Annotated in this window: 17 protein-coding genes; 13 read left to right on the top strand and 4 right to left on the bottom strand. The window is 60.7% G+C overall.

The annotated features are described in order from the left end of the window. Positions 1-33 precede the first annotated feature (33 nt). From C5J24_RS24755 to chrA, 3 genes are all read left to right on the top strand, one after another. Positions 34-1,050 (top strand): LacI family DNA-binding transcriptional regulator, encoded by a 1,017-nt coding sequence (locus tag C5J24_RS24755; RefSeq protein WP_105421678.1) that lies wholly within the window; start codon positions 34-36, stop codon positions 1,048-1,050. A 240-nt stretch (positions 1,051-1,290) separates the two neighbouring features. Further along, positions 1,291-2,103, top strand: coding sequence for a sulfurtransferase/chromate resistance protein (locus C5J24_RS24750; RefSeq protein WP_105421677.1), 813 nt, complete (start codon positions 1,291-1,293; stop codon positions 2,101-2,103). A gap of 5 nt (positions 2,104-2,108) precedes the next feature. Further along, the gene (chrA, locus tag C5J24_RS24745) at positions 2,109-3,515 is read left to right on the top strand and encodes a chromate efflux transporter (protein WP_105421676.1); all 1,407 of its coding nucleotides are present in this window, start codon (positions 2,109-2,111) and stop codon (positions 3,513-3,515) included. A 93-nt stretch (positions 3,516-3,608) separates the two neighbouring features. Here chrA and C5J24_RS24740 read toward each other — a convergent pair whose 3' ends face one another. Further along, the gene (locus tag C5J24_RS24740; protein WP_105421675.1) at positions 3,609-3,848 is read right to left on the bottom strand and encodes a hypothetical protein; all 240 of its coding nucleotides are present in this window, start codon (positions 3,846-3,848) and stop codon (positions 3,609-3,611) included. 184 nt (positions 3,849-4,032) lie between these two features. Continuing rightward, positions 4,033-4,929: an MBL fold metallo-hydrolase gene (locus C5J24_RS24735; RefSeq protein WP_205836973.1), complete on the bottom strand. Its 897-nt coding sequence runs from the start codon at positions 4,927-4,929 to the stop codon at positions 4,033-4,035. Between the two features lie 237 nt (positions 4,930-5,166). On the opposite strand from C5J24_RS24735, the gene C5J24_RS24730 reads away from it, so the two are divergent. The 7 genes from C5J24_RS24730 (at position 5,167) to uxuA (ending at position 12,319) form a co-directional block, all read left to right on the top strand. Next, complete coding sequence (locus C5J24_RS24730) at positions 5,167-6,081, top strand: LysR family transcriptional regulator (RefSeq protein WP_105421671.1); 915 nt, start codon at positions 5,167-5,169, stop codon at positions 6,079-6,081. Between the two features lie 116 nt (positions 6,082-6,197). Next, entirely contained in the window at positions 6,198-6,911 is a 714-nt protein-coding gene (locus tag C5J24_RS24725) for a FadR/GntR family transcriptional regulator (RefSeq protein WP_105421669.1), read from the top strand. 57 nt (positions 6,912-6,968) lie between these two features. Further along, positions 6,969-7,943 (top strand): sialic acid TRAP transporter substrate-binding protein SiaP, encoded by a 975-nt coding sequence (locus C5J24_RS24720; RefSeq protein ID WP_105421667.1) that lies wholly within the window; start codon positions 6,969-6,971, stop codon positions 7,941-7,943. Positions 7,944-8,012: 69 nt separating this feature from the next. Beyond that, positions 8,013-8,588, top strand: coding sequence for a TRAP transporter small permease (locus C5J24_RS24715; RefSeq protein WP_105421706.1), 576 nt, complete (start codon positions 8,013-8,015; stop codon positions 8,586-8,588). A 2-nt stretch (positions 8,589-8,590) separates the two neighbouring features. Next, complete coding sequence (locus C5J24_RS24710) at positions 8,591-9,997, top strand: TRAP transporter large permease (protein ID WP_046635894.1); 1,407 nt, start codon at positions 8,591-8,593, stop codon at positions 9,995-9,997. A 56-nt stretch (positions 9,998-10,053) separates the two neighbouring features. Next, entirely contained in the window at positions 10,054-11,103 is a 1,050-nt protein-coding gene (locus tag C5J24_RS24705; RefSeq protein WP_105421665.1) for an L-idonate 5-dehydrogenase, read from the top strand. Between the two features lie 16 nt (positions 11,104-11,119). Next, entirely contained in the window at positions 11,120-12,319 is a 1,200-nt protein-coding gene (uxuA, locus tag C5J24_RS24700) for a mannonate dehydratase (protein WP_105421663.1), read from the top strand. Between the two features lie 56 nt (positions 12,320-12,375). Here uxuA and C5J24_RS24695 read toward each other — a convergent pair whose 3' ends face one another. Then, the gene (locus tag C5J24_RS24695) at positions 12,376-12,651 is read right to left on the bottom strand and encodes a hypothetical protein (protein WP_105421661.1); all 276 of its coding nucleotides are present in this window, start codon (positions 12,649-12,651) and stop codon (positions 12,376-12,378) included. A 279-nt stretch (positions 12,652-12,930) separates the two neighbouring features. Here C5J24_RS24695 and C5J24_RS24690 point away from each other — a divergent pair, with 279 nt between their 5' ends. Further along, complete coding sequence (locus C5J24_RS24690) at positions 12,931-13,656, top strand: Crp/Fnr family transcriptional regulator (protein WP_105421659.1); 726 nt, start codon at positions 12,931-12,933, stop codon at positions 13,654-13,656. A gap of 23 nt (positions 13,657-13,679) precedes the next feature. Here C5J24_RS24690 and C5J24_RS24685 read toward each other — a convergent pair whose 3' ends face one another. Beyond that, complete coding sequence (locus tag C5J24_RS24685; protein WP_105421657.1) at positions 13,680-13,952, bottom strand: usg protein; 273 nt, start codon at positions 13,950-13,952, stop codon at positions 13,680-13,682. A gap of 278 nt (positions 13,953-14,230) precedes the next feature. Between C5J24_RS24685 and groES the strand changes: the two genes are divergently transcribed. Both groES and groL read left to right on the top strand, forming a co-directional pair. Next, entirely contained in the window at positions 14,231-14,545 is a 315-nt protein-coding gene (gene groES / locus C5J24_RS24680; protein ID WP_105421705.1) for a co-chaperone GroES, read from the top strand. 47 nt (positions 14,546-14,592) lie between these two features. Beyond that, positions 14,593-16,221 (top strand): chaperonin GroEL, encoded by a 1,629-nt coding sequence (gene groL, locus C5J24_RS24675; protein ID WP_105421655.1) that lies wholly within the window; start codon positions 14,593-14,595, stop codon positions 16,219-16,221. The last annotated feature ends 42 nt before the right edge of the window (positions 16,222-16,263 follow it).

The following is a 16,263-nucleotide window of genomic DNA, read 5'->3' as shown; positions in this document are numbered from 1 at the left end:
CGGTCGTATGTCGAACCCTTGAAAGGCTCCCCTGTGACAGGCATCCGCCAACTTGCCGATTATCTGGATATTTCCATTGGCACCGTGTCGCGCGCGCTCAATGGAAAGGCGGATGTGAACGCGGAAACCCGCAGGCGCGTTCTGGAGGCGGCGGAGAAGCTTGGCTATGTGCCGAACCAGTCGGGCCGCTCACTGCGCAAGGGCTCGACCGGCGTGGTCGGTTTCATGATGCAGACCGGCCCGGAAATCACCAGTCAGGGAGACGCTTTCTTCATGAGCGTCTTCGACGGGGTGCAGACCGTGCTTAGCCGCCACAAGCTCGATCTCGTCGCCCTGCTCTGCTCTTCCAACGAAGATCCCTATGCCTATCTGCAACGCACCGTGGCGCGCGGTTTTGCCGATGCCATCATCCTCTCGGCCACCCGCCGCAATGATGCACGGTTCGAACTGTTGCACCGGCACGATATTCCCTTCATCTCGCTCGGCCGCAGCCTGACCGATGTCGGCCAGCCGTGGATCGATCTGGACTTCGAAGGCATGGCGGAGGTCGCGATCAAACGGCTGATCAAGGCGGGCCACAAAGATATCGGGATCATCTGGCCCCATGGCGATCTCAACCTGGGTTACCTGTTTGCCGATCGATGCCGCGAGGTGCTCGCGGAACATGGGCTTGCCCTCAGCGAAGATCATATCTTCCGGGCGAAACCGAGCGAAGCGGGGGGCTACGCTGTAGCACACGAGATCGCATCCAGATTTCCACGCCCGTCGGCAATCGTCCTGGTCAATGAGATACTGGTGACAGGGCTATACAAAGGACTGGAGGACGCCGGCGTCAAGCCGGGCAAGGACATTGCGATCATCGGTCGCTACAGTCCTCAGACCCAGTTCCTCTCTCCGGCGTTGACCTGTTTCACGTTGTTACTTCGTGATCTGGGGATCAGCCTGGCGGAACATCTTCTGTCGGTCATGCCGGCCTATCAGTCCGATTACGTCGGACAGACACCCCGCGTGATCTGGCCCATGACATTAATCGAAGGCACAAGCGGCTGAGCCGCAGTCTCGGCGGATACCCAGGGTCAACCCAGAAGATGACGTCTTAGCCATGACGCACCTTAAGGAGAATTGGATCGGGGACCTCGGTGTTCGGGCTGGGGAATTTCCCAAAGGTTTTGCAAAACGCTTGACATCCGGACGGGAGAAAGCAAATGCTCTGCCATGGGGTTGCGATCACCCCACGAGGCCACGGCCGAAGAATCGCGTCCATGAACCCGCAACAACGGAGGACGCGTCATGCCGTCATTTCTTGAAATCACACCCGATAAGCTCGCCCGCATCATCGGCACGCCAAACCTGCCGACGATTATCGATGTCCGCAACGACGAGGATTTCGGAAGCGATCCTCGGTTGATCCCCGGATCAATCCGTCGGGATTTTCGCCGCGTCACCGAATGGGGCCCTGAAATATCCGGTCCTGCGATCGTCCTTTGCCAGAGAGGACAGAAGCTTGGCCATGGCGTTGCGGCACACCTGCGGGCGATGGGGAAACAAGCCGAAACGCTGGAAGGTGGGTTCGAGGCCTGGCGCGACTCGCAAGGCATTCTCGTTCCCGAGGATAAACTCCCGTCGCGCGACGTCCAGGGGCGAACCGTGTGGGTGACGAGGTCCCGCCCGAAGATAGACCGCATCGCCTGTCCGTGGCTGATCCGTCGGTTCGTCGATCCTGCCGCGATCTTTCTGTTCGTTCCGGCGAGCGAAGTCGCACTGGTGGGCGATCGCTTCAACGCGACACCTTTTGACATCGAGGACGTGTTCTGGAGCCATCGCGGGGAACTGTGCACCTTCGACGTGATGATCGACGAGTTCGGATTGAAGAGCGACGCTCTTTTGCATCTCGCCACCATCGTGCGGGGCGCCGACACGGCCCGACCCGATCTGGCCCCTGAAGCGCAGGGTCTGCTGGCAATCTCGCTCGGATTGTCACGGATGTTCAACGACGACCTTGAGCAATTGGAGGCAGGCCTGTTGGTCTATGACGCGATGTATCGCTGGTGCCGCGACGCCACGGAGGAGACACATAACTGGCCAAATCCGAGGAAGGGGTAGCGGCCATGACTGATACGGCGAAAAGCCTCACCGTCAGTCAGCCGGTCGCCGGCGGCGATGTCGTACCTCTTTCCGAAGCAGTCAAGGTCTGGGCACGGGTCGCCGCACTCAGCTTCGGCGGTCCGGCGGGCCAGATCGCAGTGATGCACCGGATCGTCGTCGACGAAAAACGCTGGGTCGGAGAACATCGTTTTCTTCACGCCCTCAACTACTGCATGCTTCTGCCTGGTCCCGAGGCCCATCAGCTCGCCATCTACATCGGCTGGCTGCTCAACAAAACCAAGGGCGGCATGATTGCAGGTCTCCTGTTCGTCTTGCCGGGCTTCATCTCGATCCTGGCGCTGAGCTACATATACGTCCTCTTCGGCGACGTGACCGTCATCGAGGGGATGTTCTTCGGCCTGAAATGCGCCGTCCTCGCGGTCGTCGTTCAGGCGGTCTTTCGGATCGGTAGTCGCGCGCTCAAGAACAAGGTGATGGTGGCGATCGCCGCCGCCGCCTTTGTGGCGATCTTCCTTCTTCACGTGCCGTTTCCGCTGATCATCATAGGTGCTGGTGCCATCGGATATTTTGGTGGCCGTGCCGGGGTCGCTGCGTTCAGGGTCGGCGGCGGGCACAAATCCGGTTCGGGCAAAATCCTCGAAGATCGGGACTCCGTTCTCGGCGAAGACATCCCCCTCCATGCGCGATCGAACTTGGCCTGGTCTCTGAAGGCCTCAGGCGTCCTTGCGGCGCTGTGGCTCCTTCCAGTCGCCGCTCTGCTGCTGACGCTCGGTCGTGACAACGTCTTTTCGCAAATTGGTGTATTTTTTAGTCAGATGGCCGTCGTCACCTTCGGCGGCGCCTATGCCGTGCTCGCCTATGTCGCGCAGGAGGCCGTCGAGCAGTTCGGCTGGCTCCGCCCGGGTGAAATGCTCGACGGACTCGGCATGGCGGAGACGACGCCCGGGCCATTGATCATGGTCACGCAATTTGTCGGGTTTCTTGCGGGCCATCGTGATCCGGGAGCGATCAATCCGCTGACCGCAGCGACCCTCGCCGCCATCCTAACGACCTGGGTCACGTTCCTCCCAAGCTTCCTCTGGATTTTCGCGGGCGCCCCGTTCATCGAAAAGATGCGGGGCAACGTCGCCCTGACGGGGGCAATGTCGGCAATTACCGCCGCCGTCGTTGGCGTGATCCTCAACCTCGCGGTCTGGTTCGGCCTGCACGTCCTGTTTGGCGAGGTTCAGCAGATATCGGCGGGTCCGTGGTCCATGGATATACCTGTCTTGAGCTCGGTTATTTTGCCCTCGCTCGTTTTGACGGCCATCGCCGCCATATCCGTCTTCCGCTTTGGCCTCTCGGTCATCGCGACGCTCCTCGGGTCAGCAGTTTTGGGAATCTGCTGGAGGTTTATCACCGTGAGTTGATGTGGGCCGAGACGCTTGGCGTCTCGGCATTGTTTAGATCGGTGCCGGTCAAGGGGCGATCGCGGGTAGATCCTGCGGCTTTGATGCGGCTGGCTACCGCCACTGCGTCGCATTGCCTGCGGCACAGCCATAGGGCGGCAAGGAACCGGCAAAGGTGGCCTTGAGCCTGGCGCACCCCCAGCTGTTGATCGGACCGGGCATGGCACTATTGAGCGTGATGCCGACTTCATCGTAGGGGCTGTCGGTATTGGTGACATAGCGATGCCAGCGGAAACCGACGAGAACAACGATTGCAAGGACGACCGTCAGCAGCAGGCGAATCAATTTCCTCATGGGAATATCCTTCAGACGCAAAATCCAGCGTCTAGCACCCGGATGTCGAAGCTGAAAGTGCGGCTGCCAAGCGCACGCGGATCCTGTCAGATGCAAGGGCCGCAATTGAGGATTGCGACCCTTATTTTGAGACCACCTACCCCAACAGGGCGGGGATGGGATCGGGATTTGCACTCGTTGCCGGTCAGCCCCACTTCATTTCGCCGGTGGCGACCTTGGAGCCTATGTCGAGCGCGATGCCCATGCCGAGGCCCGGGAAGCGTGCTTCCATCGCCGCCTTGAGCCCGGCCGAACCCTTGGCCTTTGCCAATTCTTCCTCGAACGCCTTCAAATAGGCGATGGTATGGGCGACGCCTGAAAGGTCACTCAGTGCTTCCGGCGTCATATGGCCGGCGACCACGATCGCTGGCTTGCGCGCTGCGATCTTCTCGAGATTGGCGATCCAGGCGGCCCGCAATTCGGCGCTGTTGGTGTCGGCCGTCCAGACGTGAACACCATTGAAGATCATCACGCCGCCGAATACGGCGTTCAGCGACGGGACGAAGAGATAGCGGCGATTGGACAAACCTTCCGCGTCGACGATCTCGACGATTTCGCCGTCAACCGTCAGCGTCTTGCCGTCAAAGGTTTCCGGCATGACGATGTCGGCCAGCGCCTGCGGGCCGTTCTCCTTGAGTTGCGGCCCCCAGACAGCAAGCTTCTTTTCGACACTGCTCTTGATGGCCGCGACAGTGGCCGAGGCCGCGATCACCTTGGCACCCGGGAAGGCAGCCTTGATCGGGCCAAGGCTGAAATAATAATCCGGATCGGACTGGCTGACATAGATCGTGGTGAGTGTCTTGCCCGTGGCCTTGATCGCTTCGGCGACAGCCTTGCCGTCGGCGAGCGTGAAGCCGCCGTCGATCAATATGGCTTGCGTTGCGCCGGAGACCAGGACCGGGCTGCGGAAGAACCCGTTCTGCCCGGCAGGAAAGTGCTTCCACGTCAGGCCGGTGGCGGCATGGCCGAGACCCGCGGGCGCAAAAACGGCGGCGGCGCCTGCGGCGAGAGTGGTTTTCATCATCGTTCTCCTTGTGAACATGGCTGTCTCCTGGTGTTGCGTTCAGTCTCTGGAATTCAAGTCATCACGACTGGCCTGACAGCCTGACGGGATGCCGATCTGATCCCGGCAGCGGATCCAACCGATGGGGGATGTGGATCCTGCCGCTCATGCCGCGCAGCTTGTGAAGCCGTAAATGACATGAGGAAATAGAACCAGGAAGACCAACAAACACGACAGAATGTATGCTAAGAGCTGACAATCCCAGGAGAAGCCTTCATGCAGGATGCGACCAACCTCAACCGGCTCGCCTATTTCGTGGCCGTCATCGATGCCGGGTCTTTCACCCGGGCGGCCGAATATCTCGGCGTTACCAAGGCGGTCGTCAGCCAGCAGGTTGCAAGGCTGGAAAAGGAGGTCGGCACGACGTTGCTGATGCGCACGACGAGACGTCTGCAACCGACCGAGGCGGGCGGGATGTTTCACGCCCGATGCGTATCGATCCTGAGGGAGGCCGAGGATGCGCTGGGGGAACTGGCACAGGCCAGGTCAGAACCCAAAGGCCTGTTGAGGATCACGGCGCCCTATGACTATGGCACGTCGGTCATCGTGCCTGTGGTCACTGCCTTCACGGCCCGCTATCTGGATTGCAAGGTCGAATTGAACCTCAGCGACAAGATGGTCGATCTGGTCGCCGACAATATGGACCTCGCCATTCGTGTCGGGTGGCTGACCGACTCAAGCCTGCAGGCCAGGCGGATCGGTTCGTTTCGGCAATATCTGGTCGGTCCGCCTCAGCTCGCCGGCAGAATAGCGAAACTGGGTGGGCTGGCCGATTTGCCCGCCCTGCCCTTTGTTGCCAACAACGCGCTGCGAGAACCTTTGGAGTGGAGGTTCACGCGCGGCGATCACGAGACGTTGACGGTGCGGTTCAAGGCGTCGATCGCGATCAACACCACGCCGGCGGTCATGCAAGCGGCGAGGCAAGGTGGCGGGTTGTCGATCCTGCCGGACTTCCTTGCGAACGCTGAACTGGCGAGCGGACGCCTGGTTCACGTCCTGCCCGATTGGCAGCTGCCCTCGGGCGGCGTGTTCACGGTCTATCCGGCTGCACGCTTCCGTCCGCCCAAAGTCTCTGCATTCGTGGACATGCTGATTGCGGCGTTGAGAACCGAAACACCGGGCGCGGAATGAAATCCAGTTCCCGGCCATCTGCGGCTTGACAGATTTTCCATTTCACTCATAGTAGAAATTGGTCAGACAATCTGACCGCCTGCGCATCAAGGGAGTGATGCGCTCGGAGGACTTCGATGTTCGTGGCGTTGGAGCCGCGCCGGCTTTATCGCCAGGTCGCGGAACAGATTCGTGTGCTGATCGACACGGGGGAACTGAAGCCGGGGTCGAGGCTTCCGCCCGAACGGGAGCTTGCCGAGCGATTTTCCGTTTCCCGGCCGACAGTCCGCGAGGCACTGATCGTGCTCGAGGTCGAAGGTCGGATCCAGATCCGGATGGGATCCGGCGTCTACATCTCCAGCGCCCCGAAACAGCCGACCGGTGTCCTGCCGAACGACGAAGGCGGCGGCCCCCTCGAAATCCTTCAGGCGCGCTGCCTGATCGAAAGCGGCATCGCGGAAGAGGCCGCGCGTCTCGTAACGCCCGACGGCATCGCCCGCATCGATCTGTTGCTGGAGCGCATGGAGCAGTCGCTGAACGACGGCCCGGTCGCTCTCGCCTGCGACCGCGATTTTCACACGGCGATCGCCGACATTATCGGCAATTCGGCGCTGAAGCACTTCACGGGGCTGATCTACGATACGCGGATGTCGCCCTATTTCACGAAGCTCGCCAGCTACTTCGAGGGACCGCACACATGGAAGCTGGCGCTCGAGGAGCACCGTGTCATACGTGACGCCATTGCCGCGGGGGATCCCGCCGCGGCGCGCGAGGCCATGCGTCGTCACCTGACGCTGGCGCAAAAGAGATTCTCGGAAAGCTTCGGGGAGGAGCCGACCAGAGAAGACTGACCGTCCGCCATCGCGGCCGGATCGACCATACAGTTCCGTTTCACCTGGGAGGAAAGAATGAAACACCGACTGAAAACATTGCTGGGCGCCGCCGCAGTCATCGTTGCATCGACGCTTTCGGCGCATGCCGAGACCGTGCTGAAATGGGCTCATGTCTATGAGACACCCGAGCCTTTCCACACCGACTCGGTCTGGGCTGCCGGCGAGATCGCCAAGCGGACCAATGGCCGCTACAAGATCGACGTCTACCCGGCTTCACAGCTTGGAAAAGAAGCCGATATCAACCAGGGCCTCAAGCTCGGCACCGTAGATATCATCATCTCCGGCTCCAGCTTTGCGGCGCGCGACCACAAGCCGATCGGCGTCACCTATTATCCTTACATCTTCCGCGACCCGAGCCATCTTCTGGCCTACACGAAGAGCGACGTCTTCAAGAAGCTTGCCAAGGGTTACGAAGACAAGACGGGCAACCACATCGTCGCTCTCAGCTATTATGGAACGCGCCACACCACATCCAATCGGCCGATTTCGAAATGCGCCGATATGGCGGGTCTGAAGATGCGCGTACCGGATGTTCCGGCCTATCTGGCAATGCCGCGCTCCTGCGGTGCCAACACGACGCCGATCGCTTTTGCGGAAGTCTATCTGGCACTACAGAACGGTACGGTGGAAGCGCAGGAAAATCCGCTGACGACGATCGAAGCCAAGAAGTTCTACGAGGTTCAAAAGAACATCGTGCTGACCGGCCACATCGTCGATCATCTGAATACCGTCGTCTCCAAAACCCGTTGGGCCAGCCTCACCGACGAAGACAAGAAGATCTTCACGGATGTGATGCTTGAAGCCGCAGCCCGCACGACCAAGACCATCGAAGCCCGCGAAAAGGCGCTCGTCGATGAATTCAAGAAGAAGGGCCTGACCGTTACCGAAGTCGACAAGGCAGACTTCGAGAAGAACGTCATCGACAAAGTGAAGCTCGAGGACTTCGGCTACGAAAAGGCTGACTGGGAAGCCATCCGCGCGTTGAAGTGACGATCCCAGCCCCGGCGTGCAACGCGTCGGGGCAACCTCTTGCGATTTTTCATGAACGGAGTGGACCCGATGACGGAGCATTCGCACGCGCCGATAAGCGTGGAAGAAATGGCGCATGCCTTTGAGGAAGAAGCAGCGCCTGTTGACCTGTCTCCCTATGCCATCGAGGACTGGGTGACGCTTGCGGTCTTCTGGGCCATGGGTCTATCCGTATTCCTGCAATTTTTCACACGCTACGTGCTGAACGACAGCTTTTCATGGACGGAGGAAATCGCCGCCAACTGCCTGGTCGTCGTCGTGTTTCTCGGCTCCGTGATGTGCGTGCGAATGGTCCGGCACATTCATGTGGATCTGCTCTACCGTTTCTTGTCGAGGCGGGCCGGAAGGCTCCTGGAACTCGTGGTCGATGCGATCAGCATTGCCTTCTTCGCCTATATCACATGGCTGATGTGGCGTTATCTGGAGATTGTCGGGGAGGAGCGAATGGTCACGGTCGACCTGCCGCGCGGCATCGTTTTCTACACCGTCTTTGCAGCTTTCGCCCTGATGTTCCTGCGATCCGCCCACAACCTGGTCAAGGACCTGACCGGCACCAAGTCCGTGCGCGAGCAGGCGCAGGACGACATCCACGCCGGGGGAATTTGACCATGCTGCTTCTGATCGGATCATTCCTCGTCCTTCTGATGATCGGCTCGCCGGTCGCCGTGTCCATGGCTGTCGCCTCGCTGCTTTACCTGGTGATCTACGGCGTGGCCCCTGACATCATCGCCGCCCAGCGCATGATCGCCGGCGTCGAAAGCTTTCCGCTGATTGCCGTGCCGTTCTTCATCCTGGCCGGCAACCTCATGAACATTGCCGGGGTGACGGGCCGCATCTATCGCTTCGCGCTGTCGCTCGTCGGCTGGATGAAGGGCGGCCTGGCGCAGGTCAACATCATCGGCTCGGTGGTCTTTTCCGGCATGTCCGGAACGGCGCTGGCAGATGCCGCCGGTATCGGCACGATCGAAATCAAAGCCATGAAAGACCACGGCTATCCGGTCGAGGCGGCCGTCGGCGTTACCGCGGCGTCGGCAACGCTCGGTCCGATCTTTCCCCCGTCGCTGCCTTTCGTCATCTACGGCATGATGGCGAATGCGTCGATCGGCGCCCTGTTCATGGCGGGCATCATTCCCGGCATCGTCATGACATCGCTGATGATGCTCACTGTCTATATTTTCGCCAAACGCAAGGGCTGGGGCTCCGATACGCCCTTCGAGCTGAAACAGTTGCTCGGCGCCTCGCTCGAAGTGGCGATCGTGCTTGCCTTCCCTGCCACCGTCTACCTGATGATCCTGGCGGGCCTGTCGGTCAATGTCGCGGTGCTGATCGGACTTGCGTTTCTGGTGGCGCTTGACTGGTACTTCGATTTTTCCGCAGTCATGGCCCTGATGACGCCTGTCCTGTTGATCGGCGGCATGACCATGGGCTGGTTCACACCCACCGAAGCCGCCGTCGCTGCTGTCCTCTGGTCGCTCTTCCTCGGCCTGGTGCGTTATCGCACCATGACGCTAAGGGCATTGGCCAAGGCATCCTTCGACACGATCGAAACGACGGCCTCCGTTCTGTTCATCGTCACCGCGGCATCCATCTTCGCATGGCTGCTGACGGTCAGCCAGGCAGCGCAGCTGTTCTCCAACTTCATGTTCAGCCTGACGGACAGCTGGTGGACCTTCCTGATCATCGTCAACATTCTGCTTCTGATCGTCGGCGCCTTCCTCGATACGATCGCCGCCATCAGCATCCTGGTACCGATCCTGATGCCCGTGGCCGCACGCTACGGCATCGATCCGGTGCATCTCGGTCTCATCATCACCCTCAACCTGATGATCGGCCTTTTGACGCCGCCGGTCGGCATGGTGCTCTTCGTCCTCTCCCGCATCTCCAAACTGTCGGTGGAGCGAACGGCGCTCGCCATCCTGCCGTGGATGATCCCGCTGTTCATCGCGCTCGGTCTTATCACCTTCATCCCGGCGATCACGCTTTGGCTGCCCACCCAGCTGGGCCTGATCCGATAACCGCCGGGTCCGCCTTTGGTGGACCGGCGACCTCTTGAACGAAAGGTACCAGTGCGATGCAGACGCGCGTTGCCCGCCTCCACGCTCAGCGTGACCTCCGAGTGGAGACGCTGGATGCCCCCGACCTCGGTCCAGGCGACGTGCTGCTTGGAATGGCGGCGGGGGGCATCTGCGGCTCCGATCTCCACTACTATCAGGATGGCGGGTTCGGGCCGGTGCGTGTTCGCGAACCCATCATCGCCGGCCACGAGGCCTCCGGCTTCGTCGAAGCATTGGGCGCAGGGGTTTTAGGGCTCGAACTCGGGCAACTGGTTGCGGTCAATCCGTCGCAGCCCTGCGGCGATTGCCAATACTGCCGGACCGGCCAGCCGATCCATTGCCTCGACATGCGTTTCATGGGCTCGGCGATGCGCCTGCCGCACGAAAACGGCATGTTCCGCGAGAGGCTGGTCGTCCCGGCGATCCAGTGCCATCCGGTGGGACAGGATGTGACGCCGGGCGAGGCCGCCTGTGCGGAACCGCTTGCCGTGTGCCTGCATGCCGTCGCCCAGGCCGGGGACCTGTCGGGTCGCAACGTGCTGGTGACGGGCGCAGGTCCGATCGGGCTTCTGACGGTTGCCGCGGCCCGGCATGCGGGCGCCGCCAGGATCGTGGTGACGGACCTGGCCGATGCGGCACTGTCGCGCGCGCCGTCCATGGGAGCGACCGAGACGATCAACGTGGCTTCCAATCCGGACGGGCTTCTCCCCTTCCAGGAGAACAAGGGCAGTTTCGACGTGGTGTTCGAATGCTCGGCTTCAGGTGCGGCCCTGCGTTCGGCGTTTGCCGCGATCAAGCCGCGCGGAACCCTCGTCCAGGTCGGCGTGACGGGTGACATGACCATCCCGCTCAATGCGCTGGTCGGCAAGGAGATTGTCTGGCGCGGCTCGCAGCGCTTCCATGCGGAATTCGCCGAGGCGGTCGCTCTGATCGCCAGGCGGCATATCGACGTGCGGCCGATCATTTCGCACAGCTTCCCGCTGGATGCGGTGACCGCGGCTTTCGAGCAGGCTGCGGACCGTTCCAAGGCCTGCAAGGTGCAGATCACATTCCAGCAGACCGAATAATCGTGAGGGACAAGACATGAGACATACGTGGCGCTGGTTCGGCCCGATCGACAAAGTGAGCGTGAGAGATGCCGCGCAGGCCGGCGCGGAAGGCATCGTTTCGGCGCTCCACCATATTGCGACCGGCGAGGTCTGGCCGGTCGACGAAATCGCCAGGCGGCATGAGGAGATCAAGGCCGGCGGCCTGGTGTGGGATGTCGTTGAGAGTGTTCCAGTCTCCGAAGACATCAAGACGCAGACCGGCGACTGGAAGCGCCATATCGCCAACTGGCAGGAAACGCTGCGGCGTCTCTCGGCCTCCGGCATCCGCACGGTCTGTTACAATTTCATGCCGATCCTCGATTGGACACGCACGGACCTGCGCTGGGACACCCGCCATGGCGCCAAGGCCATGCGGTTCGACCTGACCGATTTTGCCGCCTTCGATATCCATATCCTCAAACGTCCCAAGGCCCACGGCGATTATCCGGAATGGCTGCAGGAGGATGCGGCGAAGCGGCGTTCCGAAATGGCGGATGCAAAGATCGCAGCCCTGGGCAAGAACATCGGCGCCGGGCTGCCGGGCTCGGCGGACGGCTATACGCTCGACCAGCTGCTGGAAAAGCTGCGGTCCTACCAGGGCATCGACCGGGCACGACTGCAGCAGAACCTCGTCGACTTCCTGATGGAAGTCACGCCCGTGGCGGAAGAGGTCGGCATCAACCTCTGCGCCCATGGCGACGATCCGCCCTGGCCGTTGCTCGGCCTTCCGCGCATCCTGTCGACCGAAGCCGATTACGCACATATGCTGGATCAGGTCGGCGCGCGCGCCAATGGCGTGACGCTCTGCACGGGGTCGCTCGGCGCAAGAGCCGATAACGATCTGCCCTTCATCGCCTCGCGCTTTGGCGACCGCATCCATTTCGTGCATCTGCGGAACGTAACGCGGGACACCGACACGGTTCCCTGCTCTTTCTTCGAGGACGAGCACCTGGAAGGCGCAACGGACATGGTTGCCGTGATCGCCGCGCTGCTTTCGGAAGAGGCCCGTCGGCGCGAGGAAGGCCGCGAGGATTGTCGCATCCCGATGCGGCCGGATCACGGGCAGGAAATCCTCGACGACCTGACCCGCGGTGCGCAGCCGGGCTATCCCGCCATCGGACGGCTCAAGGGGCTGGCGGAGCTTCGCGGCATCGAGCGAACGCTCACGCATCCGCGTTATGGCCTGAGGGCATGATCATGAACTGGCTGCCCGGCCAACAGTCGTCACATAGTCGCTGAGAACATGGCCGTTCAAACAGCCGGCGGAGATTCAACCGCACCGGAAGGAATGATGCCGGCGAGCGCCTGACGAACCGTGACCTCCGAAAGAAGGTCCCCCGCTGCGTCGCAGACACGGATACTGCGAAGACCGAACTGCCCACCGCCGCGAAGGCAGTCTGCGGCGAGATCGCGGATGCCTCGGGTCGCCTCCGTGGTCGCAGCTTGAAGATCGGGAAGGTCCGAGCCGTCAGGATCATTGATCACGAGCGCAGACAAATAATTCAGGTGAAGGAAGAATTTCGGCATTCGAATGCTCCAGGGTCGCGACTAGCTCCTCCCGCCAAAGCACATCGTTTTATAAGAATATGAATATATCTAGTATTTTAGAATTGTCTACGGGACTAAATACCCTCCGCACAGGACAAACACCTCCAGTTGGCGGACTTAGCGCGACGGATTGTCCGCTGGCGCACCAAACCACCGCGGTATTTGGAAGCTTGTATACTGCCAATATCGTCTGCTGAATTCTCAGGGCGCAGACGGCTGAGAGTGGCTACTCTTGCCCCAACACCGGCCAAGAGAACCATGACGGCAATTTCCCAGTTATCCATGCGCAACAGGCTGCTTGCGTCGCTGCCAAGCGCCGACTTCGAGCAGGTCGAACGTCATTTGGAGCATATCGATCTGCCGCGCCGCACCCCATTGGGCATGCGCCATGAACAGATTGAACATGTCTATTTTCCAACGGACGGCATCGCGTCGATGGTTGCCGTTTCGCCGGAAGGACAAAGGGCCGAAGCGGGCATATTCGGCAACGAGGGATTCTTCCCGACGTCCGCAGCCATGGGAAGCAGCGTCAATCTCTTCGACTGCAACATGCAGGTGGCAGGTGAGGCCTACCGGATGACGCTTCCACAGTTCGTCAGCCTCCAACAGGAAAACAGAAACTTTGCAAAGCTCCTGTTGCGCGCCGTCGAAGCGTTCACGGCTCAGGTGGCCTATACCGCATTATCCAACGCCGTGCATGGTGTGGATGAACGGTTGGCCCGCTGGTTGCTGATGTGCCACGACCGCTTGATGGGAAATGAAATCCCTCTTACCCACGATTTCATTTCGGTGATGCTGGCCGTGCGGCGCCCGAGCGTGACCAGTTCCTTGCACATCCTTGAGGGCAATTTGTTCATCCGCTCGCAGCGAGGGATGATCACCATCCGGGACAGGCCTGCCATGGAGGAATTCGCACACGACGCCTACGGTCCGCCCGAGGAGGACTACCGACGGCTGATGTCAGGGCTTTTCCAGGCCTCTTAAAGCAAAAGGGAAAAGGTCAAGTCTCAGTGCAGTTTGAACTCGCCTTCGACGCGACGCCACTCGTTGGGCCCGATCAGGCGCTGGTGGGTATAACGAACGGAATGCAGCGGTCCGTCGAGATTGGCCTGCCAGAAATCCAGAAATTTCTGCATCTCGGGAAACCCCGGGGCCAGATCGTAATCCTGCCAGACATAGGTCTGCAGGACGGATTCGAAATCTGGAATGTGGTAGAGAATGTGCGCCGTCGTAAGACCATAGCCGCTCAGCTGCCGCTCGAGATCCGATGAAAATTGCATGCTTCATCTCCGTTCAATGACAGTTCGAAACTTGGCCTGATTTTTTACAGGCCATCAACCGGTTCCTAACGCTCGACTCTGATTTCTGTTCCTTATCAGCATGTTAGCAGCCGCTTCGACGAAGTGCTGATTTTTCATCTTCGCCCTCTTGAAATTGAAAAATCGGAAAACCAGATCATTTCGCGCAAAATGCTCGTGCGAGGTTTTGCACCCGCCCGGACTGGTCATCCGGTCCGGCAGGGGAGCAACGTCATCACTGTTTGTCCATGGAGGAAAACATGTCGTTCCGACCGCTTCATGATCGCATTCTCGTCCGCCGGGTCGAATCGGAAGAAAAGACCAAGGGTGGCATCATCATTCCCGACACAGCCAAGGAAAAGCCGCAGGAAGGCGAGGTCATCGCCGTCGGCCCTGGCGCCCGCAACGACGCCGGTCAGGTCCAGGCGCTCGACGTCAAGGTTGGCGACCGCATCCTGTTCGGCAAGTGGTCCGGCACCGAGATCAAGATCAACGGCGAAGACCTGCTGATCATGAAGGAAAGCGATGTCATGGGCATCATCGAGGCCCGGGCCGAGCAGAAGAAAGCCGCCTGAGAATACCATCCATCAGTCAAGCAAGCTGCCTAATCGAGGAGTGAAAAATGGCTGCGAAAGAAGTCAAGTTCAACACCGATGCCCGTGAACGCATGTTGCGTGGGGTCGACATCCTGGCCAATGCCGTGAAGGTGACGCTCGGTCCGAAGGGCCGCAACGTCGTGATCGACAAGTCCTTCGGGGCACCCCGCATCACCAAGGACGGCGTATCGGTCGCCAAGGAAATCGAACTGGACGACAAGTTCGAAAACATGGGTGCGCAGATGCTGCGGGAAGTGGCATCGAAGACCAACGACCTGGCTGGTGACGGCACGACGACTGCGACCGTGCTGGCCCAGGCGATCGTCAGGGAGGGCGCAAAGGCCGTCGCTTCCGGCATGAACCCGATGGACCTGAAGCGCGGCATCGACCTTGCCGTCGATGCGGTCGTCAAGGAACTGAAGGCCAACGCCCGCAAGATCTCGAACAATTCTGAAATCGCCCAGGTGGGTACCATCTCGGCCAATGGCGATGCCGAAATCGGCCGGTATCTCGCCGAAGCCATGGAAAAGGTCGGCAACGAGGGCGTGATCACGGTTGAAGAAGCCAAGACCGCCGAAACCGAACTCGAAGTCGTCGAAGGCATGCAGTTCGATCGCGGTTATCTCAGCCCCTACTTCGTCACCAACCAGGACAAGATGCGGGTGGAACTCGAGGATCCCTATATCCTGATCCACGAAAAGAAGCTCTCCAACCTGCAATCCATGCTGCCGGTGCTCGAAGCCGTGGTTCAGTCCGGCAAGCCGCTGCTGATCATCGCGGAAGACGTCGAAGGCGAAGCGCTTGCCACCCTCGTCGTCAACAAGCTGCGTGGCGGCCTCAAGATCGCTGCCGTCAAGGCTCCGGGCTTCGGCGATCGCCGCAAGGCCATGCTCGAAGACATCGCCATCCTGACGGGCGGCACCGTCATCTCCGAAGACCTCGGCATCAAGCTCGAAAACGTCACCCTGAACATGCTGGGACGGGCCAAGAAGGTGGCGATCGAGAAGGAGAATACCACCATCATCGACGGCGCCGGTTCCAGGGCAGAGATCGACGGTCGCACCACCCAGATCCGCGCCCAGATCGAAGAAACCACTTCCGACTACGACCGCGAGAAGCTGCAGGAACGTCTGGCCAAGCTGGCCGGCGGCGTTGCCGTGATCCGCGTCGGCGGCTCGACGGAAGTGGAGGTGAAGGAAAAGAAGGACCGCGTCGACGATGCGTTGCATGCGACGCGGGCCGCTGTCGAAGAGGGCATCCTGCCTGGCGGCGGTGTTGCGCTGCTGCGCGCCGTCAAGGCACTCGACAACCTTGGCACCGCCAACCAGGACCAGCGGGTCGGCGTCGAGATCGTCCGCCGCGCGATCGAGGCTCCCGTTCGCCAGATCGCCCAGAATGCCGGCGCCGAAGGTTCCGTGATCGTCGGCAAGCTGCGCGAGAAGAGCGAGTTCTCCTACGGCTGGAACGCCCAGACCGGCGAGTATGGCGACCTTTACGCCCAGGGCGTCATCGATCCGGCCAAGGTCGTCCGTGCAGCGCTCCAGGACGCCGCCTCCGTGGCTGGCCTGCTCGTGACCACGGAAGCCATGATTGCCGAAAAGCCGAAAAAGGAAGCTGCTCCTGCCATGCCCGCAGGGGCCGGCATGGACTTCTGAGTGATGATCCGGCCCGCCCTGTCCCAGGGCGGGTCAACCCGC

The sequence above is a fragment of the Neorhizobium sp. T25_27 genome (assembly GCF_002968565.1).
GTDB classification, from domain to species: domain Bacteria; phylum Pseudomonadota; class Alphaproteobacteria; order Rhizobiales; family Rhizobiaceae; genus Neorhizobium; species Neorhizobium tomejilense.
Note: the sequence above shows the minus strand (reverse complement) of the source record. Positions and strands in the feature narration are given on the sequence as shown.

Excerpts from the sequence above, each read along its gene's own strand:
- chrA (WP_105421676.1), top strand. The coding sequence starts at position 2,109 with ATGACTGATACGGCGAAAAGCCTCACCGTCAGTCAGCCGGTCGCCGGC.
- C5J24_RS24735 (WP_205836973.1), bottom strand. The coding sequence starts at position 4,929 with ATGTTCACAAGGAGAACGATGATGAAAACCACTCTCGCCGCAGGCGCC.
- uxuA (WP_105421663.1), top strand. The coding sequence starts at position 11,120 with ATGAGACATACGTGGCGCTGGTTCGGCCCGATCGACAAAGTGAGCGTG.
- C5J24_RS24710 (WP_046635894.1), top strand. The coding sequence starts at position 8,591 with ATGCTGCTTCTGATCGGATCATTCCTCGTCCTTCTGATGATCGGCTCG.
- groL (WP_105421655.1), top strand. The coding sequence starts at position 14,593 with ATGGCTGCGAAAGAAGTCAAGTTCAACACCGATGCCCGTGAACGCATG.
- C5J24_RS24685 (WP_105421657.1), bottom strand. The coding sequence starts at position 13,952 with ATGCAATTTTCATCGGATCTCGAGCGGCAGCTGAGCGGCTATGGTCTT.
- C5J24_RS24695 (WP_105421661.1), bottom strand. The coding sequence starts at position 12,651 with ATGCCGAAATTCTTCCTTCACCTGAATTATTTGTCTGCGCTCGTGATC.
- C5J24_RS24740 (WP_105421675.1), bottom strand. The coding sequence starts at position 3,848 with ATGAGGAAATTGATTCGCCTGCTGCTGACGGTCGTCCTTGCAATCGTT.
- C5J24_RS24730 (WP_105421671.1), top strand. The coding sequence starts at position 5,167 with ATGCAGGATGCGACCAACCTCAACCGGCTCGCCTATTTCGTGGCCGTC.
- groES (WP_105421705.1), top strand. The coding sequence starts at position 14,231 with ATGTCGTTCCGACCGCTTCATGATCGCATTCTCGTCCGCCGGGTCGAA.
- C5J24_RS24720 (WP_105421667.1), top strand. The coding sequence starts at position 6,969 with ATGAAACACCGACTGAAAACATTGCTGGGCGCCGCCGCAGTCATCGTT.
- C5J24_RS24715 (WP_105421706.1), top strand. The coding sequence starts at position 8,013 with ATGACGGAGCATTCGCACGCGCCGATAAGCGTGGAAGAAATGGCGCAT.
- C5J24_RS24750 (WP_105421677.1), top strand. The coding sequence starts at position 1,291 with ATGCCGTCATTTCTTGAAATCACACCCGATAAGCTCGCCCGCATCATC.
- C5J24_RS24705 (WP_105421665.1), top strand. The coding sequence starts at position 10,054 with ATGCAGACGCGCGTTGCCCGCCTCCACGCTCAGCGTGACCTCCGAGTG.
- C5J24_RS24725 (WP_105421669.1), top strand. The coding sequence starts at position 6,198 with ATGTTCGTGGCGTTGGAGCCGCGCCGGCTTTATCGCCAGGTCGCGGAA.
- C5J24_RS24690 (WP_105421659.1), top strand. The coding sequence starts at position 12,931 with ATGACGGCAATTTCCCAGTTATCCATGCGCAACAGGCTGCTTGCGTCG.